We start from the raw sequence: 24259 nt of genomic DNA, 5'->3' as shown, positions 1-24259 counted from the left end.
GGATGTGCGATAAGGCCTTTGGTCACAGAACGCCTCGCGGCTTGTCCCCTCCTACCGATGGGTAATACAGTGGGAGTTACTGACGGGTAACTCGCGTTTTCACTCGCGTCGTTCGGAGAGCGGGGCCAGCACTATGACTCACTACAAGAGCAACCTTCGGGACCTCCAGTTCAACCTGTTCGAGGTCTTCGGGGCTGATCGTGCGTTCGGCCAGGCGCCGTTCGATGAGATCGACGCCGACACCGCGCGTGATGTCCTGGCCGAGGTAAACCGCCTCGCGACCGAGGATCTTGCGGCGAGCTATGTCGATGCCGACCGCAATCCGCCGGTCTTCGACCCGGTGACCCACACGGCTCCGCTGCCGGAGTCGTTCAAGAAGTCGTTCGAGCAGTGGATGGCCGCCGAGTTCTGGCGCCTCGACCTCCCCTCCTCGCTGGGCGGCACGCTCGCCCCGCGGGCGATGTGGTGGTCGCTGGCCGAGATGGTGCTCGGCGCCAACGCCCCGGTCTGGATGTATTCGTCCGGCCCCTCCTTCGCGCACGTCGTGGAGCAGGAGGGCACCGAGGAGCAGAAGAAGTGGGCCAAGCTCTTCGTCGAGAAGCAGTGGGGCTCGACCATGGTGCTCACCGAGCCCGACGCGGGCTCGGACGTGGGCGCCGGCCGTGCCCGGGCGATCGCGCAGCCGGACGGCTCGTGGCACATCGAGGGCGTCAAGCGCTTCATCACCTCGGGTGAGCATGACCTGACCGACAACATCATCCACTACGTGCTGGCCCGCCCGGTCGGCGTCGAGGGTGTCGGCGGTCCGGGCACCAAGGGCCTGTCGCTGTTCATCGTGCCGAAGTTCCACTTCGACGCGGAGACCGGCGAGCTCGGCGAGCGCAACGGCGTCTACGCCACCAACGTCGAGCACAAGATGGGCATCAAGGCCTCGAACACCTGCGAGATGACCTTCGGCGAGCACGGCACCCCGGCCAAGGGGTGGCTGCTGGGCGAGGTGCACTCGGGCATCCGGCAGATGTTCATGATCATTGAGTACGCCCGGATGATGGTCGGCACGAAGGCGATCGCGACCCTGTCGACGGGTTACCTGAACGCCCTGGAGTACGCGAAGAACCGCGTTCAGGGCGCCGACCTGGTGCAGAACGACAACAAGGCCGCGCCGCGGGTCACGATCACCCACCACCCGGACGTACGCCGCTCGCTGATGCTGCAGAAGTCGTACTCCGAGGCTCTGCGCGCGCTGGTCGTCTACACCGGCACCTGGCAGGACAAGGTGGCCATCGCGCAGGCGGCCGGCGATGTCGAGGCGGCCAAGGCCGCCAGCAAGGTCAACGACTTCCTGCTTCCGCTGGTCAAGGGCGTCGGATCCGAGCGGGCGTACGAGTTGCTCGGGCACGAGTCGCTGCAGACCTACGGCGGCTCCGGCTTCCTGCAGGACTACCCGCTCGAGCAGTACGTGCGGGACGCGAAGATCGACACCCTGTACGAGGGCACGACCGCGATCCAGAGCCTCGACCTGATCTTCCGCAAGATCGTGAAGGACCAGGGTCAGGCGCTGGCGGTCATCGCCGCGGAGATGCAGGAGTTCGTCACGAGCGAGGCCGGCAACGGTCAGCTCAAGGAGGAGCGCCTCGGCCTCGGCAAGGCGCTCGGCGAGATGCAGCAGATCCTCGGCGCGGCCATGGGCTGGCTGGCCGCGGTGCAGGGTGGCGACACCCGCGAGCTGTACAAGGTGGGCCTGAGCTCCCGCCGGATCCTGCTCGCCCTCGGTGACGTCGTCCTCGCGTGGCTGCTGCTGCGCCAGGCCGAGGTGGCCCTGAAGGCGCTCGGCACCGAGGTCTCGGCCGCCGACAAGAACTTTTACGAGGGCAAGGTGGCGGCCGCGCGGTTCTTCGTCCGCGAAGTGCTGCCGCGCGTCGGCTCCGACCGCCGCATCATTGAGAACACCGTTCTGGACCTGATGGACCTGTCCGAGGACGTGTTCTGAGCTGAGCTGACCCGCGGCGGAAAACCCCAGAAGGAAACCGGTAGAGCTTTTCCCACTCTCCTGAAAACGGCTGAGGCCGGCTCGGACAAGGATGTCCGGGCCGGCCTTCGTCGTCAGCCGCGGGCCGTGTGCCGCTCGACCAGGGCCATCGAGCCGGGCTCGGTGGCGGACCACAGACCCTCGGCGCGGTGCACGGCCAGGCCGGAGGTGCGCAGCTCGACCTGCCGGCCGTCCCACTGCTCGTCCGGAACGAGCAGGACGGACACCTCGGACATAGTCGGGTTGTGCCCGACCAGCAAAACCGTGCGGACCGTGTCGGGGACCGTCCGGAGCAGGTCGAACACCTCGGTCCGGCCACCGGCGTAGAGGTCCTTCTCGTAGCGCACCTCGGGCGAAACCTGACCGGACTGCGCCTGGGCCAGCGCGATCGAGACGCCCTGCCAGGTCTGCCGGGTGCGCGCGGCCGACGAGCAGAACACCAGATCGGGGTGGATGCGTTCGTCGGCGAGCCAGGCGCCGGCCGCGTCCGCGTCGGTCTCCCCTCGAGTGGTCAGCCGGCGGTCGAAATCGGGCTGCTCGCCGGGAGTCTCCGCCTTGGCGTGCCGGAGGATGACGAGGGTCCGTGCGCTCATGTGGACAGCTTGCCTGATTGAGAATTGCATCGCCGGGGTAACACACCGTTCTACGCATTGACCTCAGTGAGGATCAAGGAGAAGCGGCGATGGGCATCGGCGGAAGTATCTTCCTGCTGGCGGTGGGGGCGATCTTGGCGTTCGCCGTCAACGCTGACATCAGCGGGCTGGACATTAACATCATTGGATGGATCCTGATGGTTGCCGGATTGATCGGCCTCATCATCACGCTCTACTTCTGGAACAGCCGTCGCCGGACCGTGGTGACCCGGCAGACGACCCAGCCGGTAGCCGGACCGGGCTACGCCGCGGAATACCGGGAGACCCGGCGCGACGACGTGCCGCCGCCTCCGGGCTACTGATCCACGACAGACTCGCGACGCCGGCCGACCGCCCCTCCCCCTAGGCGGCACGGCCGGCGTTGCGCATTTTTCACGCCAGGGCGGTCTGAATCGCGGTCGCCAGCGGGGTCACCGGGCGGCCGAGCAGCGCCTCCAGGTCGGTGCGCGGCACGAACAGCGCGCCACCGGCGGCGGCCCGGTCCGAGTCGGCCAGGATCTCCGCGAACGGCTGCGGCACGCCCACGCCGACCAGTACCTCGACGTACTTCTCCGGGGACAGGTCGGTGTAGGTGACGGTCTGGCCGGACTGGCGGGAGATCTCGGCGGCCAGCTCGGTCAGCGTGAACGGCTCGCCGCCCAGCTCGTACACCTTGCCCTCGTGCCCCTCGCCGACGATGGCCGACGCCGCGGCCTCGGCGAAGTCGGCGCGCGTCGCGGCGGAGATCTGCCCGTCGCCGGCCGCTCCGACCAGACCGTGCGCCAGCGCCTGCTCGATCGAGTAGTTCTCGATGTACCAGCCGTTGCGCAGGAGCACGTGCGGCACGCCCGACGCGGCCAGCAGCTGCTCGGTGACCAGGTGCTCCTCGGCCAGCTTCATGTCGGTGGTGTCGGCCCGCGGGATGCTGGTGTAGGCGATGAGGCCGACGCCGGCGCTCTTGGCCGCGTTGATGATGTTGGTGTGCTGCGGCACGCGCTTGCCGGGCTCGCTGCCGGAGATGAACAGCACCTTGTCGGCGCCGGTGAACGCCTCGGTCAGCGCGTCGACGTCCTCGTAGTCCACGTGCTTGGTGGTCACGCCCAGGTCAGCGATCTTGTCGAGCTGACGGCCGAGGCCGACGATGTCCGCGGCCGGTACGCCCTTGGCGAGCAGCGACTGGATGGCGAGGCGGCCGAGGTGGCCGGTGGCGCCGGTGACGACGATGGTCATGGTGAGCTCCTTCTCGACGGGTTCGAAAAACCACAACGCCGCAGCTGGAGAGTCACTTCCCAATAGATAGTGGGCACCTTGAAGTGCAGTACTTACCCGAGGGATAGTGGAAGGCGTGGAGACCAGCGCGTACGCCAAGGATTGCCCGAGCCGGCAGATCCTGGACCGGATCGGCGATACCTGGAGCGTTCTGATCGTGGTGATGCTCGCCGACGGCCCGCATCGCTACACCGAGCTCGCCAAACGCATCGAGGGCGTCAGCCCGAAGATGCTCACCCAGACCCTGCGCGGTCTCGAACGCGACGGCCTGATCACCCGGACCGTGCACGCGGTGGTGCCGCCGCGGGTCGACTACGCCCTCACGTCACTCGGGCAGAGCCTTTACGCGCTGGTCGAGGGGCTGGAGAAGTGGGCCGAGGCCCACATCGACGACGTGCAGGCGGCCCGGGAGAACTACGACGCGTACAGCGCGAAGTAGACCGCGATGTGGTGGCACATCGCCGCCACGAGCGTGCAGGCGTGGAAGAACTCGTGGTGGCCGAACACGCTCGGCCACGGGTTCGGGCGGCGTAGGGCATAGAACACGGCGCCGACCGTGTAGATCACGCCGCCGGTGGCCAGCAGCACCAGGCAGGCCACGCCGCCGCGGTGCAGCACGTCGGGCAGGATGGCGACCGCGCCCCAGCCCAGCGCGACGTAGAGCGGAGCCCCCACCCAGCGCGGGAGGTCCGGCCAGATCACCTTCAGTGCCACGCCGCCGAGCGCCCCGACCCAGATCAGGCTGAGCATCAGTGTCGCCTTGCCCGGGTGCAGCAGCTCGACACAGAAGGGCGTGTAGGTGCCGGCGATGAAGACGAAGATCATCGAGTGATCCATCCGCTTCATGATCTGGAAGCCGCGTTCGCTCCAGGCCCGCCGGTGGTAGAGCGCGCTGATGCCGAACAGGCCGCACACCGTGACGCTGTAGATCAGGCAGCTCAGGAACGGTGCGATGCCCGGCCGGGTGAGCGCGACCGAGCTGAGCACGATGCCGCCGACGACGGCGACGAAGAAGGCGTATTGATGAAGGCGGCCGCGCAGACGTGGTTTCCCGAGGTCCGTCGGCTGCATCCGGAACGGGGCGCTAGTCGTCACGGCTCCTAGGTTACGGCACCGTAAGTTACTCACTGGTAGTGAAGCTACTCACGGCAGGATGAGCGACATGAGATTACGGCCGGCGGGCGCCTCGGCGCTGCTGATCGAGTGTCGCGACGGGGATCAGGTCGAGGCCTGGCGCGCGGATTTCTGGCGTCGCCGGGAGTCCGGCCAGCTCAGTGTGGTCGACATCGTGCCCGGCGCCCGAACCATCCTCCTTGACGGCATTGCGCCGGGAACGGCGGAGTTGATCGCCGAATGGCCGGAACCAGAGATCGCGGGAAAAGAGGCACAACGGCTCGTGGAGATCTCGACCACATTCGACGGCGAAGATCTGCCCGATATCGCCGATCTCTGGGGCGTCACCGTGCCCGCCGCGATCGACCGGCTGGTCGAGACGGAGCTCGTCGTGGCGTTCTGCGGCTTCGCGCCTGGCTTCGCCTATCTGCGCGGGATGCCGGCCGAGTGGTCGGTGCCCCGGCTCGCCGCTCCGCGGCCTCGCGTGCCGGCCGGTGCGGTCGGCCTCGCCGGTCCCTACGCCGGCATCTATCCCACGGCCTCGCCGGGCGGCTGGCGACTGGTCGGGCAGACCGATCAAGAGCTGTTCGACGTACGCGCGGAGCCGCCGGCCCTGCTCACGCCCGGCACTCGCGTCCGCCTGGTGCCCGCGTGATCACCGTGGTGCGGCCGGGGCCGCTCACCACCGTGCAGGATCTCGGCCGACCGGGATACGCACACCTCGGCGTGCCCCGGTCGGGTGTGCTGGATCAGGCGGCGCTGCGGCGGGCGAACGCGCTCGCCGGCAACCCGCCGGAAGCGGCCGGGCTGGAGACGACCCTGCTGGGGTGCGCACTCCGCTTCGAGGTGGCGGCCCGGGTCGCGGTTACCGGTGCGGTCGCCCGGCTGCGACTCGACAAGATCGACGTGGCCGGTGCGGTGATCGACGTGCCGGCCGGGGCGGTGCTCGACATCGGGCGGGCCACCGCCGGGGTGCGCTCCTATCTCGCGGTCGAGGGCGGCATCGACGTCGAGCCGGTGCTCGGCAGCCGCTCCACTGACACGCTCTCCGGCCTGGGACCGCCGAAGCTGAGCGACGGCATGACGCTGCCCCTCGGGGCCGCGGCCGGGGTGTCACCCGGGCTTTCTGCGGTGGGTCCGGCCGGGGCGGCCGATGAGCTGCTTCTGGGTGTACGGCTGGGGCCGCGCGACGACTGGTTCGTGGCCGGCGAGCTCTTTGCCGCGGCGTACACCGTCTCGCCGGTCAGCAACCGCGTCGGATGCCGGCTGGCCGGCAGCGCCCTGACCCGCACCGAGCCCGGCGAATTGCCGTCCGAGGGGGTGGTGCTGGGCGCCGTGCAGGTGCCGGCCGATGGGCAGCCGCTGATTTTCCTGGCCGACCATCCCACGACCGGGGGTTATCCGGTGATCGGAGTGGTCGACGACGTGTCGCCGCTCGCGCAGGCGCGGCCGGGGACTACGGTGCGATTCCGTGCAATCGATTGACCTGAACGCAGATCTTGGCGAAGGCTTCGGTCGCTGGACTCTCGGCGACGACGAGGCTCTGCTCGACATCGTGACCTCGGCGAACGTGGCGTGCGGCTTCCACGCCGGTGATTCGTCCACTATGCACCGAATATGTGTCGCGGCCGTCCAGCGCGGTGTGGCGATCGGGGCGCAGGTCGGTTACCGCGACCTGGCCGGCTTCGGCCGCCGGCGGATCGACTACGACCTCGGCGAACTCTGCGACGACATCCTCTATCAGATCGGCGCGCTCGAGGCCTTCTGCCGGGTCGCGGGCGGGCAGGTCGACTACATCAAGCCGCACGGGGCGCTTTACAACACCGCGGCGGTCGACGAGGGGCAGGCGTCGGCCGTGGTCGCGGCGGTGCGGGCCTACGACCCGGCGCTCCCGGTGCTCTGCCAGCCCGGATCGTCGCTGGCCCGGCTCGCCGCCGTGGCCGGGCTCACCGTCGTCGGCGAAGGCTTCGCCGATCGTGGCTACCAGGGTGACGGGACGCTCGTGCCCCGGTCGGCGGCCGGCGCGATCGTCCACGACCCGGAACTCGTCGTGGCCCGGGCCGTGCGGATGGCCGTCTCGCACCAGGTCGAGACGTCCGACGGCGAGTTGGTGCCGTGCGCCGTCACGTCCATTTGCCTGCACGGTGACACACCCGGTGCGGTGGAGCTGGCCGCGCGGGTCCGGGCCGGCCTCACCGAGGCCGGCCGCCAGGTCGCGCCGTTCGTGACCTGGCCCGCGGGCTAGCTTTCGTCCATGCCGCGCAGGACCAGCGGCAGCCGGGCTGGGCCGTCCGGGGTCACCACGACCGGGACGCCCCAGTCCTGGCGGGTCAGGTGGCAGGCGGCGAACTCCACGTCGACGTCGCAGGTGGCGGCCTGGGCGACCACCTGCAGCACGCCCTTCGGGACGTTCGGGTTGATCACCAGGGCGCGGGTCAGCTGGGTGGTCGTGCCGGCGCCCTCGAGCAGCAGCTCCGGCGGGGAGGCCGACACCTCGAGCCGGGTGGACGGGCCGAACTGGGCATCCAGCTTCTGGCCGGGCGCCGGCGTGAAGATCACGTCGAGGGTCAGCGGGCCGGGCGCCACCGCGGACGGCGGGCGCTCGGTCTTGTGCCGCTCGCCGGCCACCGTCTTCACCACGCCGGGCGCCAACCGGGTCAGCCGGTGCGCCGACGACTCGACCACGATGACGTCGCCGACTCCGGACACCACGATGCCGCTCGGCTCGTTCAGACCGGAATCGACCGTCGACACCGTGTCCGCGATCGGGTCGTAGCGGCGGATCGCCCCGTTGTAGGTGTCCGCGATCAGCACCGAACCGTCCGGCAGCGCGGCCACCCCGAGCGGGTGCTGCAGGAGCGCCTCCTTGGCCGGTCCGTCGACGTGACCGAAGTCGAACAGGCCCTGACCGACCGCGGTGTGCATGACACCGGCCTCGATGTAGCGCAGCGCCGACGTCTCGCTGTCGGCGATCCAGAGGCGGCTTTGGTAGGCCGACAAACCGGACGGCTGGGCCATCCACACGTCCGGGATCGCGCCGTCGCGCAGCGACTCGACGGTTGTGCCGGCGTAGACGCCGACGGTCTTCTCCTGCGGGTCGAACCACCACAGCTGGTGGATGCCGGCCATCGCGACGATGACCTTGTCGTCGAACCAGGCCAGGTCCCACGGCGAGGACAGGTCGGCGGCGAGCGCCTCCTGCGGGCCGTCGACGGCCGAGCGCCACGGCTTGCCGGAGCCCGCCACCAGGGAGATCTCGCCGGTCGTCAGCCGCAGGCCGCGGAGCTGGTGGTTGACCGTGTCGGCGACCAGCACGTCGTAGCCGACCCGCTCGGCGACCTCGGCCGGCAGAAGCAGCAGGCCCTGCGGCTCGTTGAACGGCTCGCCGCGCTCGCCGCTGCCGAACCGGCGCACCAGCGATTCGCCGTCCGCGGTCACCTCGGCCACCGAGTGCCGGGCCGAGTCCGAGACCAGTAGGTTTCCGCTCGGCAGCTCGATCGCCTTGCCGGGGAAGCGCAGCAGCGTGTCGGCGGCCGCGGGCGGAACGTACGGCCCGTCGCCGCGGTGCAGGGTGCCGTCCGCCTCGTGCTTGACGATCAGCTCGTCGATCAGGCGGGACAGGCCCTCGGCGTGCCCCTCGCCGGCCATCGACGCCACCAGGTAGCCGGTCGGGTCGATCACCGCGAGCGTGGGCCACGCCTTCGCTGCGTACTGCTGCCAGAGGTGCATGTCGCCGTCGTCGACCACCGGGTGATGCACGCCATAACGCTCGACCGCGGCGGCCAGCGCCTGCGGATCGCGCTCGTGCTCGAACTTCGGCGAGTGCACGCCGATCACCACGACGGCGTCGCCGAACCGCTCCTCCAGCGGGCGCAGCTCGTCGAGGACGTGCAGGCAGTTGATGCAGCAGAAGGTCCAGAAATCGAGGACCACGATCTTGCCGCGCAGGTCGGCAAGCGTCAGATCCCGGCCGCCGGTGTTCAGCCAGCCTCGGCCCCGCAACTCGGGAGCCCGCACACGCGCAGTCATCGCACCATCGTGCCGCACCGGTCTCCCTGGCACGGCACGAAGGTGGTCAGAATGACATCAAGGTCAGCTGTGCGGCTTCAGGCAGAGGACCTGGTTCTTGCCGTCGCTGGTCGGGTTGACCACGTAGGGCTGGCCCGGGTCGGTGCACTTCGACTTGTCGTCCACGATGGACACCACCTGGAACGAGGACGCGTCGCTGCAGTCGGCTTTCACCGCGGCGGTCTTGTCACGCTTCACGCACTCGCCGGTGCTGACGCTGAACGTCTCGCTCTTGTTGCCGGCCACCAGGTAGACGATGCCGAACACGACGCCGAGCAGCAGCACCGCGCCGACTATGACCGCGACCAGGATCGGAAGCATCCGCACGTGCGGCGTCTCCGGCTTGGCCGCCTTGTCGGGGCCAGGCCAGCTGGTCGTGTCGTCCGGGCTCGGCGGGGTGACCGTGGCCCGGCTCGCCGCGCCGGAGGTCTCCGGCGAGGACGCCATCGGGAAGCCGGACGGCGGACCGTACAGGTCGTTGCCACGGCCGGCGATGTCGGTGGTCATCTCGCCGTAGTGCTCGTTGCCCGGTCCGGCCGGCGGCGGGTACGACGGGTAGCCACCACCGGAAGCGGGCGCCGGGCTGGTGAACTCGGCGAACGGGGGCAGGTTGCGCGGCTGCTCCGGACCAGGCTGGCCAAAGCCCTGCTGTCCCAGACCCTGCTGTCCACCCTGCTGGCCCAGACCCTGCTGACCCAAGCCCGGCTGGCCCAGCTGACCGAATCCTGCGTGGTCCGGGGGTGACTGGGCGGGCGGGCCGGCTGGGCTCGCGGGGGTGGGCGGGGCTACCCGGGCGCTGGCCGAGGCACGTGCGGAAGCGCGGGCCGGCGACTGCGGCGCCGGGCCGGAAACCCCCGGCTCGCTGCCGGGTCCGCTGTGGTCACCCGGACGCTGCGGGTACGCCGGTGAGTCGAACCCGGCCGGCGCACCAGCGGCGGCCGCACCGAAGCTGGTCGGCTCGTCGAAGGCATCCGGAGCGCCGGCCGGCGAGCCGAACGGGGCCGGCGAGCCGAACTGGCCGGGCGTGCCGAACTGGCCGGGCGTGCCGAACTGGCCGGGCGTGCTGGGCGATCCGAACTGGCCGGGCGTACCGGCAGCGGGCGCGCCGTAGCCGTCGGAGGCCGGACGGATGTCGTCGAACGCCGAGCGGTTGTCGTCGGCCGCGGGCCGGATGTCGTCGAACGGCAGCTCGACCGGGGCCGGGAAGCCCGGCTCGTCGGCGGGCTCGTCGTTCTCCGACTCGGCCGGGGCCGGCCGGCCGTAGACGCGGGCCTGCGGAGCGGCGGTCGGCGGCGGCAGTTCGGCCGGGTCGACCGGGGCGCTGCGATTGGTCGTCGGAACCGACGCGCTGGCCGTCACCGGACGGGCCGAGCCGACCGCGGGGGCGGACTGCTCGGACGGGTCGCGGGGGGTCGGCACCGAACGGTTGTCCGGGTTGCCCGGCGCACCGAACGAGGCGCCCGGAACCCGCTGGGCGTAGCCGCTGGGCTCGGAGCCGTCGGGACGTCGGTACATGGCGTGGCTGTCGGACCCCTCGTCCGGTCCGGCCGGGGAGGCCGGACGGGCGGAGCCGTAGACCGGGCGGGCCCCGTTGGCGGACTCGCCGTCGAACGGGGAGGCCGGCCGGAAGGGCGCTGCCTCGCTACCGCCGAACGAGGCGGGCGCGGCCGGGTTGAACGGGGGCTGGTCGTCGCCGAACGGCGTCGCGGGCCGGCCGGAACCGAACGGCGAGGCCTCGTCGGCCGGCCGGGCGGAGCCGAACGTGCTGCCCGGCGGGTTCGAGCCGAACTCGCTCTGGTCGCCGTCGTTGCCCGGCCCGAACTGACCCGCCGGCCGTGCGCCGAAGGGCGCGCCGTCCGGCGAGTTGCCGTCGAATGCCGGTGCCCCGGAGGCGGGCCGTGCGGTGCCGTAGGTCGGCGCCTCCGGCGAGCTGCCACCGAATGCGGGCGCCGCGGAGGCGGGCCGTGCGGTGCCGTAGGTCGGCGCCTCCGGCGAGCTGCCACCGAATGCGGGTGCTCCGGATGCCGGCCGTGGGGTGCCGTAGGTCGGCGCTTCCGGCGAGCTGCCGTCGAAGGCGGGTGCCCCGGATGCCGGCCGTGCGGTGCCATAGGTCGGCGCTTCCGGCGAGTTGTCGTCGGACGACGGCGCCGCGGAGGCGGGCTTCGCCGAGCCGTACTGAGAGCCGCCGTCGGCGGGCCCGAACGGGGAGGCCGGGCGGGCCGAGCCGTAGGTCGACGCCTCGGGCTTCGCGCTGCCGAACGGCGAGCCTGCCGTCTCCGGGGCGCTGCCGAACGCGGCGCCGGCGGAGTTGGTGCGGCCGAACGGGTCGGGCAGCCCACCGCGGGCCGACTCGGGCTCGGCCGGCGCCTGCTCCGCGCCGGGCCGGCGGCCGTACAGGTCGGCCTGCGCCTCGGCGGGACGGCCGAAGGGGTCGGCCTGGTCGTCGGCGGCGGGCCGGCGGCCGTAAGGGTCGGCCTGCGCCTCGGCCGGGCGGCCGAAGGGGTCGGCCTGGTCGTCGGCCGCGGGCCGGCGGCCGTAGAGGTCGGCCTGCGCCTCCCCAGGGCGGCCGAACGGGTCGGCCTGATCGTCGGCGCCGGGCCGGCGGCCGTACTGGTCGGCCTGGGCATCTGCGGGGCGGCCGAAGGGGTCGTCCTGGCCGTTCACGGTGGGCCGGCGGCCGTACAGGTCGGCCTGGGCCTCGGCGGGGCGGCCGAACTGGTCGGCCTGGGCCTCCGCGGGGCGGCCGTACGGGTGGTCGGACTCGGCGGGGCGGCCGTATGGGTGTGCGGCCTCGTCGGCCGGGGAGCTGCCGAACGCGCTGAACGAACCGGCCGCCTGCTCCGTGCCCGACGGCGGGCCGAACGGCGCCTGCTGGCTGCGGATCGGCAGGTCGGTGTGCGGTGCGGGCGGCTGAGCCCCGGACTCCGGCTCCGACTCGGCGGCCGAAGCGATCGCGCCGCGCAGCGGGAAACCGCCACTCTCGCCACGGCGGGTCGGGAAGGTCGCGCCACCGGATCGCAGCGGGAATGCGCTGCCCTCGGCCGACCCGTCGTCACCGGGCCGGGATGACGGGAAGCCGCTGCTGTCGCCGGGCCGGGCCGACGGGAAGCCGCCATCGCCCGGTCGCGCGGCCGGGAAACCGCCGTCGCCGGGGCGCGCGGCCGGGAAACCGTGGTCGCCGGGGCGCCCCGCCGGGAACCCGCTGTCGCCCGGAAGCGCGCTGGGGAAACCGCCGTCGCCGGGGCGGGCAGCGGGGAATCCGTTGCTGTCGCCGGGGCGCGCGGTCGGGTCGGGCGCCGGGGCGTCGGCCAGGCCGGACAGAGAAGCGCCGGGCACGCGGGAGCGCTGACCGCCGAACGCGGAGACGCCGGGCGGGCGGGCGGTGGACGGGTCGGCCCCGGAGGCCGGCGACTGCTCGGGTGACGCGTTGCGCGCGGCGGCGGCCGCGAAGCCGTCGAACTCGCCGATCGTGCCCGGGTCGACGGACGCGGGGGTGCGCTGCGGAAGCGGGAACTGGCCGTCGCCGGTCGCGGCTTGCTGCGGCGCCCACGCCGAGCGCGGCGGCTCGGGGGCGTTGCCGGTAGCGGGCACGAAGCTCGCGCTCGGACCGGACGACGGGGCCGTGCCCAGCGGCGAGGAGCCGGTGGCAGGGGCCGAACTGCCGAACGGCGAGGAGCCGGCGGCGGGAGCCGAACTGCCGAACTGGGAAGAGCCGGCGGCGGGCGGCGCGCTGTCGAACGGGGACGGAGCGGCAGCCGGAGCCGGAGCCGGAGAGCCGAACGGCGAGGAGCCGGCGGCCGGGGCGCCGAACGGGGCGGCCGGGCCGGAACCGTTCTCGGTGGGCGAACCGGGCGCCGGTGGGGCGAACGGTGACGAGGCGGCCTGCGGGGAGGCCGAGCCGTAGGAGCCGGCGGCACTGGGCGAGACCGAACCGTACGGCGAGGCGGGCCGCTGGGGCTCCTCGTCGGACTGCGGCACGCGGGCCGAACCGTATGGCGTGCCGGTCGGCCGGGCGGGGCTTGCGGCCGCCGACTCGGAGCCGGACCCGAAGGTGCGCACGGCGGGCACCACGAACGGCGAGCCGCCGTTCGGCGTGGCCTGCGGCGGCGGAGCGTACGAGCTGGGGAAACCGTCGGTGGGCGGCGGAGCCGAGGCCCGGCCGGCGATCCGCCGACCGTCGGAGTCCGGCGGGAAGCCGTCCGACTGGGGCCCGCCCGACGTGGCCTCGGCCGGTTGAGTACCGGCGTACTGCCCCTCGGACGTCATGAGCGCCTCCTCGTAAATGCGGCCGTGCCAGCTTTGCACGGACGCGACTCACCGGCCATCGCACCGGATCTGCCGTGCCCAGCTCGAAGGCCAGGCCGTGCGGGACCCGGCGTCGCAATCTACGCCGTTTGGAGGCCCCGGTTCCCACCCCGACCGGCCGAGCCGACAGGGAACCGTGCCCAACCGTACCGGGCCGGAGCGGTAGGAGGAATCCCGGTGTACGTCCGGAAGGGGACGACGAACGGATCTTTAAGACTGTCTTCAAACATGCGACGGCCCGCCCGGAAGGTTCCGGGCGGGCCGTGAAAATTTCGCCTCCGGGCCGCTCGGGGGCGGCCGGGTGGGGTGGGGGGCGGGCTCAGGTCAGAAGGGCCTGCGCTGGGCCATCATGGCGATTTCGTCGCGCATGGCCTGGGTGGGAGCGGACTGCCAGGCGCGGTCGATCGCGCGGTTCTCCCGGTTGATCATCCGACGGCGGCGCATCCGGTCGGCGATGTTCATAATGCGGTTTCATCCCCTTCGGCCCGAATCGGGCCTCGTTTTGGTGCTCGTCTCGCTGCAATGCCAACTATCGCTCACAGCGAGACGAGATGCCAACGATTTAGGGGGTGATCGCGCACACCTGCCTAACGATCAAAGGTCGAAAAAACCAGTTGCCTTAATTTCGACGGTGTGTCACGTCCAGGACAAGAATGCGCCCTCGGGGTCGTTGAGGAACTCGCCGATGTCCCTCAGGAACTTCGAGCCCAGCTCGCCATCGATGATCCGGTGGTCGAAGGAGAGCCCGAGTGTTGTCACCTGGCGAATCTTGATCTTGCCGTTGTGCACCCATGGCGTCGGCCGGACCGCACCGAACGCCAGGATCGCCGCCTCGCCCGGGGGCAGGATCGGAGTGCCGGTGTCCACGCCGAACACGCCGACGTTGGTGATCGAGAGGGTGCCGGCCGACATGTCCGCCGGAGGCGTCTTGCCGGACTTCGCAACCTGCACGAGTGTGTTCAGCGCCTCGGCGAGCTCCCGCAACGTGAGACGCCCGGCGTCCTTGATGTTGGGAACGATGAGACCCCGCTCGGTGGCCGCCGCGATGCCGAGGTTGACGTAGTCCTTGACGACGATCTCGTTCGTCCCGGCGGACCAGGTCGAGTTGACCATCGGGTGACGCTTGACGGCGAGCAGCACCGCCTTGGCCACCAACAGGAGCGGCGAAACTCGCAGGTCGGCGAACTCGCGCCGGCCCTTCAGCTTGGCCACGGCCTTCATCGAACGGGTCACGTCGACCGTCAGGAACTCGGTGACGTGCGGCGCGGTGAACGCCGACGCCGACATGTTCTCGGCGGTCAGCTTGCGGACTCCCTTGATCGGGATGCGCTGCTCACGCGAGGCGTCGAAGACCGGCGCGGTGGAGGCGACGACCTGGCCTGCGGCCTGCGGTGCGGCCGATGCTTGATGTACGTCATCCCGAGTCACCGACCCCATCGGCCCGGTGCCGGAGATGGTCGTCAGGTCGACGCCCAGATCGCGGGCCAGCTTGCGGACCGGCGGCTTGGCCAGCACCGGACCGGCGGCGCGGCCGTTCGGCGGTGCGGTCGTGGGTGCCGGCGGTGCTGGCTCGGGCACCGTCGGGCGCACCACGGGCGCGGCCACCGGGCTTGCGGCAGCCGCCGGAGGCGGGGGAGTGCCCACGCTGGCCGGGGGCGACGACGGCGTACCCAATCGGGGTCGTCGCTTTGCCGTGGTGTTTTTCGGGCCGTAACCCACCAGGACGGCCGTGCGGCCGCCCGGAGCCGGACCACCGATGAGGCCGGGCTCGACGGCGCCTTCGGCCGGCGCGATCTCGACCGCCGCGAGTGACTCGGCGGAGGGGACCGGCAGGTCGTCGGCCGGCAGTGGACCGGCTGAGGGATCGGTGTCGATCGCGACGATGGCCGCGCCGACCTCGACCGTCGTGCCGGCCTCGTGGAAGATCCGGGTGACGACGCCGGCCCACTTCGCCGGGATCTCGACGGCTGCCTTCGCCGTCTCCACCTCGACGATCGGCTGGTTGAGTTCGATCGTGTCGCCCACCTTGACCAGCCAGGCGAGGATCTCGCCCTCGGTCAGGCCCTCACCGAGGTCGGGCAGGGGGAATTCCTTGATCCGTGACATCCGGGTCACCAGCCGAACGAACGGTCGACGGCGTCGAGCACCCGGTCGAGATCGGGGAGGTATTCCTCCTCGACCCGGGCGGCCGGGTAGGGAACGTCGTAGCCGGTCACTCGCAGCACCGGCGCCTCCAGGGAGTAGAAGCACTCCTCGGTGATCCGGGCGGCCAGCTCGCTGCCGAGGCCGAGGTTGCCCGGGGCCTCGTGCACCACGATGGCCCGGCCGGTGCGCTTCACCGAGGCGTAGACCGTTGCCATGTCGAGCGGCGAGAGCGAGCGCAGGTCGATGACCTCGAGGTTGCGGCCGTCCTCGGCCGACGCGATGGCGGCGTCGAGAGAAGTGCGGACCATCGGCCCGTACGCGAGGATCGTCGCGTCCGTGCCGGTCTTTGCCACGCGCGCCTGGTGCAGGGGGAACGCCTGGCCGAGGTCGGCGTCAAGGTCGACCTCGCCCTTCTCCCAGTAGCGCCGCTTCGGCTCGAAGAAGACGATCGGGTCGTCCGAGGCGACCGACTGGCGGATCATCGTGTACGCATCCGCGGGGTTCGAGCAGGTCACGACCTTGAGGCCGGGAACGTGCGCGAACAGCGCCTCGGGCGACTCGGAGTGGTGCTCGACCGCGCCGATGCCGCCGCCGAACGGGATGCGGATGACGATCGGCAGCCGCACGTTGCCGAGCGAGCGGTAGAACATCTTGGCGACCTGGGCGACGATCTGGTTGTAGGCCGGGAAGACGAAGCCGTCGAACTGGATCTCGCAGACCGGGCGGTAACCGCGGATGGCGAGACCGATCGCGGTGCCGATGATGCCGGACTCGGCCAGCGGGGTGTCGATGACCCGATTTTCGCCGAAGTCCTTCTGCAGGCCGTCGGTGATCCGGAAGACGCCGCCGAGCTTGCCGACGTCCTCGCCCATGATGACGACCTTCGGGTCGTTCTCGAGCGTGCGGCGCAGGCCGTGGTTGAGGGCCTTGCCAAGGGTGATCGTCTCGCTCATCAGTTGGCGCTCCCCTCGAACGACGCGTGGTACCGCTCGAACTCCGCCCGCTGGGCGTCGACCTCGGGCGATCCATTCGGATAGACGTTGTCGAACAGGGTTACGGGTTCAGGGTCGGGCATCGCGAGCACCCGCTCGCGAAGATCGAGCGCCAGCTTCTTGGCGCTCTCGTCGATCTCGGCGAAGAACGTGTCGTCGGCGATCTGCTGCTTGCTGAGGAACGCCTTGACCCGGGCGATCGGATCCTTCGCCTTCCACGACTCGACCTCGCTGGCGATGCGGTAGCGGGTCGGGTCGTCGGAGCTGGTGTGCGCGCCCATCCGGTACGTGTACGCCTCGATGAGGGTCGGGCCCTGGCCGTTGCGCGCCTGGTCGAGCGCGGCTCGGGTGACCGCGAAGCTGGCCAGCACGTCGTTGCCGTCGATCCGCACACCGGGGAAGCCGTAGCCGTCCGCCCGGCGGTAGAGCGGGATGCGGGTCTGGCGCTCCAGCGGCTCGCTGATCGCATATTGGTTGTTCTGGCAGAAGAAGACGATCGGGGCGTGAAAGACGCCGGACCAGACGAAGGCCTCGTTGACGTCGCCCTGGCTGGTCGCGCCGTCACCGAAGTAGGCGATCACGGCCTCACCGTCGGGCGCGCCGATCTTGCCGTCCATCGTGATGCCCATGGCGTAACCGGTGGCGTGCAGCGTCTGCGAGCCGATCACGATCGTGTAGGTGTTGAACTTGAACTCGTTGGGATCCCAGCCACCCTGGTCGACGCCCCGGAACAGGCCGAACGGCATGATCGGGTCGATTCCGCGGGTGTAGAGGACACCGTGCTCGCGGTAGGTCGGGAAAGCCATGTCCTGCTTGCGCAGCGCCCGCCCCGAACCGACCTGGGCCGCCTCCTGGCCCAGCAGGCTCGCCCAGATGCCCAGCTCGCCCTGGCGCTGCAGGGCGGTGGCCTCGGCGTCCAGACGCCGGACCGTCACCAGGTCTTGGTAGAGCTCCTTATATTCCGCGTCGGTGAAATCCACCGAGTAGGTCATGCCGTCCGCCGTGGTGACGCTGTCGACGCGTTCCCCGTCGGGGGTGAGCAGTTGGACGAAGCCGCCGACCGGAGCGTCAGCTCCGGCTTCGCGATCGCCGTTCGCCATCCGTGTCTCCCTGTTCATCTCTGCGCCCGCGGCGGGGGTTGCCCGTCCGCGCGGCGAACCGCTGGGTCGCCGCGCCTGACCTGGGTGAGGTTGCCGCGCGGCGTTTCGGCGCGGGCCGAGACCCCGCCGGGGAGTGACGGCGCCCACCTCGCCCCGCTAGATCGGCGGAAGGCGACGGCGGCGGTGCCGTCGCCTTCATCCTGACAGAGAACGTGAGCCCGGTTACAGGTCGGCTCGATCACAGTCGGGAAATTTCCCCGTTACATCGCTGCCCATATTTGTCCTATTAAGGGGTTTTCGTACGGTCACTACCGTACGAATGGGCCAGTTTCGCCGCTGCGGATATCAGCCCGCTTCGTTCATCCCTGTGACCGAGACGGATCCATGTTGATCACTTGTGCCAGGGGAGGGGACGGCTGTGCCGCAGCACCCGGACGACGACCTTGTGCCGCCGATCAAGGTCATGCGGAAACGGCTGAACGGCGTGTACCGGGCCGATTCCGGCTTTTCCGGGCCAACCCGGCGTTATGTCCTCATCGTGGCCATGCTGGTCGGGCTGGCATCGGTGCCGACGCTGGCGGCGATCACCGCCGGGTCGAACGAACTGGCCGACGGAAAGACCGACACGATGGACATTCCGGTGCTGCCGCCGGCCTCGCCGGGACCGGTCATCGGGTCGTCGCCCCTCGATGGTGATCGGCCGTCGTCGGGGCTTCCGCCGTCGGCGCAGGGCGGATCGGACGGGGCTGAAGCCGCCGTGCGGACCGGGCGGCTGATGGGCGAGGCCGGTAAGCGCAAGTCGCGGCCGTCCACGGCCGGGTCCGGGTCTCGATCGCGCAAGGTTCCCCGGGATGCGCCGTCCGGTTCTGACAAGGGATCGCGGCCGGACGATCCGTCGATGATCGCGTTTCCAGCATTGCCGGGTATGAAGCCTTTGCCGGGTTTGCCGTCGTTAGGTGGCCGGAAGGCAGGCAAGCCGGGAGTGCTTCCGTCTGAGCCGTCCGAAACGTCCGAACCGTCCGATTCGGACGATGACTCCGTGCCCGAGCCGCGGGAGGAACCGCCGGCCTGGGCGACCCGCCCCTACTGCCACGAGCGCGGCAAATGCGGCGCTCCCACGACCCACCACCACCGGCCCCACCGGTCGCGGCACCGCCCCTGCGAAGAGCGCTCCACCGCCAGTCACCGGTCGCCCGACCGGTCCGAACACAGCCGGAGGTCAACCGTGACCGAACGCCCGCGCAACGTCCGCCCCGCCAGCATCCTCGAGCGCGGCCACGCCAACCCGGCCGGGCCGGCCACGCACAACCGCCGGCACATCCCCGAGGCGCGCAGCGAGGACAACCAGATCGCCGGTCACTCGTACCGCGGCGCCCACTGGGCGGGCAGCCAGCACCACGCCGACGAGACTCCGGCCCAGCGCCGCAGCTCCCGCGTGGGCCGGCACCACGCCGAGACCTCCGAGGACCTCAGCGGCCACTGGTAGGGCCGGTCAGGGCTCGTCGAGGCGGTATCGGTTCGCTTCGATCCAGGCCTCGATCGCCTCGGTGTCGTCGGGGTCGACGCCCTCGGAGATCAGCTGGGCCACGGCCGCAGTGGCCGGGCTGCGGCGCTCGCCGGTCGCGTAGAGCCGGGCGAACTCTGGGATCATCTCCTCGACCATGTCGCTGGTCTGGGCGGCGGCGGACTCGGGCAGCGCCCGGCGCCGGGTCGTGTAAGCCGACCAGGCGCGGGTCACCCGGGGAAGCATCGCGGCGTCGTCCATGTCGAGGACGGCCCGCCGGTGCACCCAGTCGAGCAGGAACAGGCCGGCCACCGCGGGGCTCCAGCGCAGCGGCGCGCCGCCAGGGAGGCTCGCGGCGTGGTCGAGCAGCAGGCTCAGACAGAAGTGCAGGGATGCCACCTCGTCGTCGGCGTCCAGCTTGTCCAGGCCGAAGCGGGCCGCCTCGGCGCTGCCCAGGAAGTCGCGGACCAGCTCCGAGTTGTTCGGCATCAGCGGCTCGGACAGCGGCGGGGTGCTGGCGGTCGGCAGCAGGGCCAGCCGGGCCGCGGCCAGGGCGCGGTCGGTGGCCAGCGAGCCGTCCGCCGGCAGGTCACCCAGGCCGTCGGTGACCGCCAGGTAGCGGTCGACCTCGTCGCGCAGCCGGCCCGGATCTTCCTCGCGGAACCAGGTCAGCTCGTCGCCGGCGCACATCTCGCGCACCTGCTCGAGGATGCGTGCGGCATGCGAGCCAACGAAGACGTCCTTGGTGATGCCGATGTTGTGGTCGACCAGGGCGACGACCGCGTGCTCGGGGCCACCGTCGTCGGTGTCCTCGTAGGCGAACGTGACCAGATAGGACGTCTGATCGCCGTACACATCCCCGTAGGCATAGCAGCCGGTGGGCCGGACCCGGCCCAGCTGCGCCGCCCACGACGGTGCTTGCGCGCCCCGCCGCACCTGGGCGGCCCCGGTCGCGTCGGGCACCAGGGCGGCGAACACCTCGCGAATCGTGGTGGCCGCGGCTGTCCGGCGTCGGGTGGTGGCCGAGAGGAACTCGCTGACGAAGTCACGGACGGCCGCGGCTCGATCGGTCTGCGCCACCGAATAGACGCTGCCGAGCAGCGCGGTGCCCAGCATCTCGGCGTCCAGCGCGCAGTCGAGCTTCGCCACGTCGCGGGCCGCGTGCAGCACCGCCTCGTACGGACTCTGGGTTGCCGGCATATCGCGAGCGTACCGGGACAGCGCCGCCCGGTGACTACTCCGAACGAACGGTGGTCAACGCTTCCCTTGCCTGCGCGTACGCGTTCAGCACCTCGCGAACCGGCGCCACCACGTATTCCCGCGCGACATCGGTGACGCCCGCCCGCAATTGCTGCTCGGCCCGGTGCCGGGCGCGCCGGGCGCCCCACTCGACGAGCGGCTTGAGCAGCAACCAGAGCAGCACCCCGGCGACCAGGCCACCGAGCAGCAACAGCGTGGGCAGCGGCGCCTGGCCGAGCTTCGGATAGTGCAGTTCGGGCAGGGCCAGCATGCGAATCCCGTAACCGATGATGAGCCAGCCCAGGCCGGCCACGGCGGCCGCGACGAACAGCCATTGCAGCAGGCCGACGCCGCGCCACCACAGCGGTGTGCGGTCGGCGCCCACGTCGGTCTTGGCGATCGCCCGGTCGAGCGCGTCGGGGAGATCGCCGAGACGCGAGCGGGACGCGTTGGTCAGCGCCGACGCCCACACCGGCGGCAACGGCGCCGCGGCCCGGCCGGCGACCGCCCGCACCGACAGCCCGATGGCCGACTTCTGGGCCGCGTCGGCCTCGGGCAGCGAGGTGCGCGGCACGATGTCGGTGGAGACCGAGTCGGTCTTCGGCTTGGCGCCCAGGTGCAGGCGGCGCAGCGGGTCGGGCCGCAGCCGGCCCAGGCCGCGCAGCACCGGCCAGCCGGTGGCGGCAGCGGCCCGGTGCCGATAGGAGCCGGCGGCGGCGTCGGCGACCGCGCCGACCCCGGCCGAGGCGGCCAGCGCCTCGGTGAGTTGCCGGACCGTGGCCCGGTCGACCTCGTCCTCGGCGGCCGGCGGCCCGATCATCGTGGTGAGTGGCTCGCTGACCGACTCGAGGTCACCGGCCAGGCGGCGCAGCGCGGCCTGCCGGTCGGCGACCGTCTTCTCCAAGGTCTCGCGCAGCTCGGCCAGCATGCCGGGCTGCTTGGCCGAGGTGGCCAGCACCGGGGCGCCGGACAAACCGTCTTCCTCCAGCAGCCGGCGCAGGTCGCCGAGCACCACCTCGGTGTCGTGGGTGGACAGCCGGTCGGCCTGGTTGAGCACCACGATGGTGACGCCGGCATGCGTGCTGAACTGGGAAAGATAGGCCTGGTGCAGGATCCGGTCGCCGTACTTCTGCGGGTCGACCACCCAGATCACCTCGTCGACCAGGCCGAGCAGCCGGTCGACCTCGAGCCGGTGACTGCGCTCGATCGAGTCGAAGTCGGGCAGGTCGAGCAGCACCAGCCCGCGCAGGGCGACCTCGTCGTCGCCGTCCAGCGCGCTCTCCCGGATGAAGCGCTGCCGCGGCAGCACACCCACCCAGTCCAGCAGCTGGTTGGCCGGTTCGAGCGGTCCCCACACGCAGGCGTGCGCGGCGCCGGTGGTCGGCCGGCGCACGCCGACCGGCGACAGCTTCAGCCGGGCCAGCGCGTTGAACAAGCTCGACTTGCCGCTACCGGTGCTGCCGGCGAGCGCGACCACGGTGTGGTCACGCGACAGCGCGAGCCGGGTGCCGGCCCGCTCGACCAGGGTGTGTGCCGCCACCAGGTCGGCATCGGGCAGATAGGGATCGACCAGGCGCAGGAACTTGGACAGCGACTCCAGCCGCTGCACCAGTTCCTGGGCGTCGATCCGCCCGTCCGTACTCGTCAGAACCCCGCGCACCTTCTCAACCAAACTCATGTCGCGCTCCCCGTCAACGCGAGTTCCGCCCGGGCGTCCTCGACCTCGGCGGCGGCCCGGCGCAGATCCATGGCCGGAGCCGTGTCCAGGCCGGTGGCCGCCGTACGTTCGGTGTACCGCGCCGCCTCGGCGTCGAGCAACTCGCCGACCCGGAAGAGCAGATCTTCCCGGGCCCGGTTGGCCAGCCCGCGGATCGCCTGATCACCGAAGATCGCCTCGAGCACCTTCTGCGCCGCCACCGTGGTGCCGGCGCCGACCGCGACCTCGAGCCCGGTCGGGATGAAGGCGGTCGAGGTGAAGACGGCGATCATCACGGCGAGGCCGGCGCCGTTCACCGCGTAGGCGGCGCCGCGCGCGATCACCCGTTTCTCCGAGCTCTGCTCACGGACCAGGCCCAGCACCCACTGCTGCCAGTCGCGGACCAGCCGGTCGGCGCTCTGCGGCAACCCTTCCGACGGGCGCTGCAACGACGGCTCCAGCAGGGCGGCGCCGGCCGGGTGGGCCTGCCAGGCCGCGTACGCCTGTTCGGCCGCGTCGGTCGCCACCCCGCGCAGCAGTGTGACCAGCTGCGACTCCAGCGCGGTCTGCAGGTTGCGACCGGGCAGCGGGCGCCCGGTGACCGCCGAGATCACCTTGTCGCGCAGCTGCCCGATCCGGTTTTCCAGCGTTTTCATGAACTCGCCGGTGCCGACGAACTCCTGCCAGCGGGCCAGCACCTCGCCGCGCAGCAGCCGGCCGTCGCGCAGCCCCTCGACCACGGTCTGCCGGGCGTTGCGGTAGGCGATGGTGATCCGCTCGTCGAGCGCCCGCGCGGCCACAGCCTGGTCGTCGGCCGCGTCGGCGAGCCCGGCCACCGCCGGGACCAGCGCGCCGAGCGCACCGTCCAGCGTCTGGCGCACCACCGCCGAGCGTGCGCTCGAGTCGGCCGCGAGCTGCTTGAACCAGTCGTGCAGCGGCCCGATCACATCCTCCGCGATCAGTCCCTGCCCGTCGAGCGTCGTCTCGGGCAGCACGAACAACGGCGCGGCGCCCAGGTTGCGGGCGGCCAGCATCTCGCGCAGGTGGTTGGTGATCTCGGCGGCCGCCTCCGGCGGGACGCGGTCCAGCACCAGGGCGATCACCGTGCCGCGCAGCCGGGCCGTGGTGAGCAGCTCCCACGGGACGTTGTCCGCGTACCGCGCCGCGGTGGTCACGAACAACCACAGGTCGGCGGCGGCGAGCAGCTGAGCGGCCAGCTTGCGGTTGCCCTCGACCACCGAGTCGATGTCGGGAGCATCGAGGAACGCAAGCCCGGCGCCGAGCACCGGCGCAGAGACAATTTGCAGGGTACGGGGGTCCGCGCTCGACTCCGGGGTGCGGACGAGCCCGGGGAGCAGCTGACCCTGGCGGAACCATTGCAGGTCGGACGCGTTGCTGACCAGCACCGGCGAGCGGGTCGTCGGGCGGAGCACGCCGGCCGTGCTGACCGGCGCCCGGACCAGGCTGTTGACCAGGGTGGACTTGCCGGCCCCGGTGGAGCCGCCGACGACCACGAGCAGCGGCGCGTCGAGCCGGGCGAGGCGGGGCAGCAGGTAGTCGTCGAGCTGGGCGACCAGCGAGGCGCCGATCCGCCGGGCCTCTTCGGCGGACGGCATGATCAGCGGGTAGTTCGCGCCGCCGATCGCCGCGCGCAGGTTGCTCAGCGCGGTGGCGAGCCGACCGACCGCAGGCGGCGGTTCGACAGGCACCGGCGCGGGCGCGGGCTCCGGCTCAGCGACGGCCTCGGGCTCGACGGCGGCCTCGGGCTCGACGGCGGCCTCGGGCTCGACGGCGGCCTCGGGCTCGACGACGGACTCGACGGCCTCGGGTTCCGGGTCCGCCTCGATTTCCGCGGTCGGCTCCGGTTCAGGGTCCGGCTTGGCCTCCTCGGGCGTCCGTTTTGTCTCTTCCGGAACGGCCTCGGAGTCGGATGAACTTTCGGTTACCGCCGGGTTTTCCGAGGCCGCGGGCTCCTCGGCGACATCGTCCGGTAACTCGATCTTGGTTTCCGGGTCACTTTCGGCGACCGGCTCGGCAGCCTCAGTGGGCGCCTCGTCCTCCGGATCACGATGTGACTGACGTGACACGACGGCTTCCGTAGGATCAGAGTTGTCACCGGCATCGGCCGAAACCGTGCTCGTCAGGCCCTTCTCGTCCGATCCCTCGG

Annotated in this window: 20 protein-coding genes; 7 read left to right on the top strand and 13 right to left on the bottom strand. The window is 71.4% G+C overall.

Going from position 1 to position 24259, the window contains the following annotated elements:
• The first annotated feature begins 133 nt into the window (after positions 1 to 133).
• On the top strand, positions 134 to 1990 hold the full coding sequence (locus tag AB0E90_RS41785) for an acyl-CoA dehydrogenase (protein ID WP_360417856.1): 1857 nt from the start codon (positions 134 to 136) through the stop codon (positions 1988 to 1990).
• A 113-nt stretch (positions 1991 to 2103) separates the two neighbouring features.
• Here AB0E90_RS41785 and AB0E90_RS41780 read toward each other — a convergent pair whose 3' ends face one another.
• The gene (locus tag AB0E90_RS41780; RefSeq protein WP_360417855.1) at positions 2104 to 2622 is read right to left on the bottom strand and encodes a histidine phosphatase family protein; all 519 of its coding nucleotides are present in this window, start codon (positions 2620 to 2622) and stop codon (positions 2104 to 2106) included.
• A gap of 89 nt (positions 2623 to 2711) precedes the next feature.
• On the opposite strand from AB0E90_RS41780, the gene AB0E90_RS41775 reads away from it, so the two are divergent.
• Positions 2712 to 2984, top strand: a complete 273-nt coding sequence (locus tag AB0E90_RS41775) for a DUF6458 family protein (RefSeq protein ID WP_360417854.1) — start codon at positions 2712 to 2714, stop codon at positions 2982 to 2984.
• A 70-nt stretch (positions 2985 to 3054) separates the two neighbouring features.
• On the opposite strand, the gene AB0E90_RS41770 is transcribed toward AB0E90_RS41775, so the two are convergent.
• Positions 3055 to 3891, bottom strand: coding sequence for an SDR family oxidoreductase (locus tag AB0E90_RS41770; RefSeq protein ID WP_360417853.1), 837 nt, complete (start codon positions 3889 to 3891; stop codon positions 3055 to 3057).
• A 115-nt stretch (positions 3892 to 4006) separates the two neighbouring features.
• Here AB0E90_RS41770 and AB0E90_RS41765 point away from each other — a divergent pair, with 115 nt between their 5' ends.
• On the top strand, positions 4007 to 4369 hold the full coding sequence (locus tag AB0E90_RS41765; protein ID WP_360417852.1) for a helix-turn-helix domain-containing protein: 363 nt from the start codon (positions 4007 to 4009) through the stop codon (positions 4367 to 4369).
• On the opposite strand, the gene AB0E90_RS41760 is transcribed toward AB0E90_RS41765, so the two are convergent.
• Positions 4345 to 5025, bottom strand: coding sequence for a hemolysin III family protein (locus tag AB0E90_RS41760; RefSeq protein ID WP_360417851.1), 681 nt, complete (start codon positions 5023 to 5025; stop codon positions 4345 to 4347). The genes AB0E90_RS41765 and AB0E90_RS41760 overlap by 25 nt on opposite strands.
• Positions 5026 to 5092: 67 nt before the next feature.
• Between AB0E90_RS41760 and AB0E90_RS41755 the strand changes: the two genes are divergently transcribed.
• Genes AB0E90_RS41755 through AB0E90_RS41745 form a run of 3 tightly spaced genes read left to right on the top strand, consistent with a single transcriptional unit; the run spans position 5093 to position 7288 of the window.
• On the top strand, positions 5093 to 5698 hold the full coding sequence (locus AB0E90_RS41755) for an allophanate hydrolase subunit 1 (RefSeq protein WP_360417850.1): 606 nt from the start codon (positions 5093 to 5095) through the stop codon (positions 5696 to 5698).
• Positions 5695 to 6528: a biotin-dependent carboxyltransferase family protein gene (locus AB0E90_RS41750; protein ID WP_360417849.1), complete on the top strand. Its 834-nt coding sequence runs from the start codon at positions 5695 to 5697 to the stop codon at positions 6526 to 6528. Before AB0E90_RS41755 ends, AB0E90_RS41750 begins: the two co-directional genes overlap by 4 nt.
• Positions 6524 to 7288, top strand: a complete 765-nt coding sequence (locus AB0E90_RS41745; protein WP_360417890.1) for a 5-oxoprolinase subunit PxpA — start codon at positions 6524 to 6526, stop codon at positions 7286 to 7288. The genes AB0E90_RS41750 and AB0E90_RS41745 overlap by 5 nt, the downstream gene beginning before the upstream one ends.
• On the opposite strand, the gene AB0E90_RS41740 is transcribed toward AB0E90_RS41745, so the two are convergent.
• From AB0E90_RS41740 to AB0E90_RS41710, 7 genes are all read right to left on the bottom strand, one after another.
• Entirely contained in the window at positions 7285 to 9072 is a 1788-nt protein-coding gene (locus AB0E90_RS41740; RefSeq protein WP_360417848.1) for an NHL domain-containing thioredoxin family protein, read from the bottom strand. The two genes, AB0E90_RS41745 and AB0E90_RS41740, sit on opposite strands and share 4 nt — an antisense overlap.
• Positions 9073 to 9135: 63 nt before the next feature.
• A complete protein-coding gene (locus AB0E90_RS41735; protein WP_360417847.1) occupies positions 9136 to 13377 on the bottom strand; it encodes a hypothetical protein in 4242 nt (1413 codons plus the stop codon).
• Positions 13378 to 13740: 363 nt separating this feature from the next.
• A complete protein-coding gene (locus tag AB0E90_RS41730; RefSeq protein ID WP_360417846.1) occupies positions 13741 to 13878 on the bottom strand; it encodes a hypothetical protein in 138 nt (45 codons plus the stop codon).
• 174 nt (positions 13879 to 14052) lie between these two features.
• Complete coding sequence (locus AB0E90_RS41725) at positions 14053 to 15522, bottom strand: dihydrolipoamide acetyltransferase family protein (RefSeq protein WP_360417845.1); 1470 nt, start codon at positions 15520 to 15522, stop codon at positions 14053 to 14055.
• A 5-nt stretch (positions 15523 to 15527) separates the two neighbouring features.
• Positions 15528 to 16517 carry an alpha-ketoacid dehydrogenase subunit beta gene (locus AB0E90_RS41720; protein ID WP_360417889.1) on the bottom strand — a complete coding sequence of 330 codons (990 nt, stop codon included), beginning with the start codon at positions 16515 to 16517 and terminating at the stop codon, positions 15528 to 15530.
• On the bottom strand, positions 16514 to 17653 hold the full coding sequence (pdhA, locus tag AB0E90_RS41715) for a pyruvate dehydrogenase (acetyl-transferring) E1 component subunit alpha (RefSeq protein WP_360417844.1): 1140 nt from the start codon (positions 17651 to 17653) through the stop codon (positions 16514 to 16516). Before pdhA ends, AB0E90_RS41720 begins: the two co-directional genes overlap by 4 nt.
• Before the next feature lie 525 nt (positions 17654 to 18178).
• On the bottom strand, positions 18179 to 18628 hold the full coding sequence (locus AB0E90_RS41710; RefSeq protein WP_360417843.1) for a hypothetical protein: 450 nt from the start codon (positions 18626 to 18628) through the stop codon (positions 18179 to 18181).
• 250 nt (positions 18629 to 18878) lie between these two features.
• Between AB0E90_RS41710 and AB0E90_RS41705 the strand changes: the two genes are divergently transcribed.
• Positions 18879 to 19139 carry a hypothetical protein gene (locus AB0E90_RS41705; RefSeq protein WP_360417842.1) on the top strand — a complete coding sequence of 87 codons (261 nt, stop codon included), beginning with the start codon at positions 18879 to 18881 and terminating at the stop codon, positions 19137 to 19139.
• 6 nt (positions 19140 to 19145) lie between these two features.
• On the opposite strand, the gene AB0E90_RS41700 is transcribed toward AB0E90_RS41705, so the two are convergent.
• From AB0E90_RS41700 to AB0E90_RS41690, 3 genes are read right to left on the bottom strand one after another with little or no spacing between them, the layout of a single operon-like run.
• Entirely contained in the window at positions 19146 to 20357 is a 1212-nt protein-coding gene (locus tag AB0E90_RS41700) for a hypothetical protein (RefSeq protein ID WP_360417841.1), read from the bottom strand.
• Between the two features lie 34 nt (positions 20358 to 20391).
• Positions 20392 to 22074 (bottom strand): GTPase, encoded by a 1683-nt coding sequence (locus AB0E90_RS41695; protein ID WP_360417840.1) that lies wholly within the window; start codon positions 22072 to 22074, stop codon positions 20392 to 20394.
• Positions 22071 to 23708 (bottom strand): GTPase domain-containing protein, encoded by a 1638-nt coding sequence (locus tag AB0E90_RS41690; protein WP_360417888.1) that lies wholly within the window; start codon positions 23706 to 23708, stop codon positions 22071 to 22073. The genes AB0E90_RS41695 and AB0E90_RS41690 overlap by 4 nt, the downstream gene beginning before the upstream one ends.
• Positions 23709 to 24259 lie beyond the last annotated feature (551 nt).

The organism is Actinoplanes sp. NPDC026619, assembly GCF_040638295.1.
Classification (GTDB): Bacteria; Actinomycetota; Actinomycetes; order Mycobacteriales; family Micromonosporaceae; genus Actinoplanes.
This window is presented reverse-complemented; position numbering and strand designations above follow the sequence as displayed.

Coding starts and splice junctions, on each gene's coding strand:
- AB0E90_RS41785 (WP_360417856.1), top strand. CDS start 134: ATGACTCACTACAAGAGCAACCTTCGGGACCTCCAGTTCAACCTGTTC.
- AB0E90_RS41780 (WP_360417855.1), bottom strand. CDS start 2,622: ATGAGCGCACGGACCCTCGTCATCCTCCGGCACGCCAAGGCGGAGACT.
- AB0E90_RS41775 (WP_360417854.1), top strand. CDS start 2,712: ATGGGCATCGGCGGAAGTATCTTCCTGCTGGCGGTGGGGGCGATCTTG.
- AB0E90_RS41770 (WP_360417853.1), bottom strand. CDS start 3,891: ATGACCATCGTCGTCACCGGCGCCACCGGCCACCTCGGCCGCCTCGCC.
- AB0E90_RS41755 (WP_360417850.1), top strand. CDS start 5,093: ATGAGATTACGGCCGGCGGGCGCCTCGGCGCTGCTGATCGAGTGTCGC.
- AB0E90_RS41740 (WP_360417848.1), bottom strand. CDS start 9,072: ATGACTGCGCGTGTGCGGGCTCCCGAGTTGCGGGGCCGAGGCTGGCTG.
- AB0E90_RS41735 (WP_360417847.1), bottom strand. CDS start 13,377: ATGACGTCCGAGGGGCAGTACGCCGGTACTCAACCGGCCGAGGCCACG.
- AB0E90_RS41730 (WP_360417846.1), bottom strand. CDS start 13,878: ATGAACATCGCCGACCGGATGCGCCGCCGTCGGATGATCAACCGGGAG.
- AB0E90_RS41725 (WP_360417845.1), bottom strand. CDS start 15,522: ATGTCACGGATCAAGGAATTCCCCCTGCCCGACCTCGGTGAGGGCCTG.
- pdhA (WP_360417844.1), bottom strand. CDS start 17,653: ATGGCGAACGGCGATCGCGAAGCCGGAGCTGACGCTCCGGTCGGCGGC.
- AB0E90_RS41700 (WP_360417841.1), bottom strand. CDS start 20,357: ATGCCGGCAACCCAGAGTCCGTACGAGGCGGTGCTGCACGCGGCCCGC.
- AB0E90_RS41695 (WP_360417840.1), bottom strand. CDS start 22,074: ATGAGTTTGGTTGAGAAGGTGCGCGGGGTTCTGACGAGTACGGACGGG.
- AB0E90_RS41690 (WP_360417888.1), bottom strand. CDS start 23,708: ATGCCGTCCGCCGAAGAGGCCCGGCGGATCGGCGCCTCGCTGGTCGCC.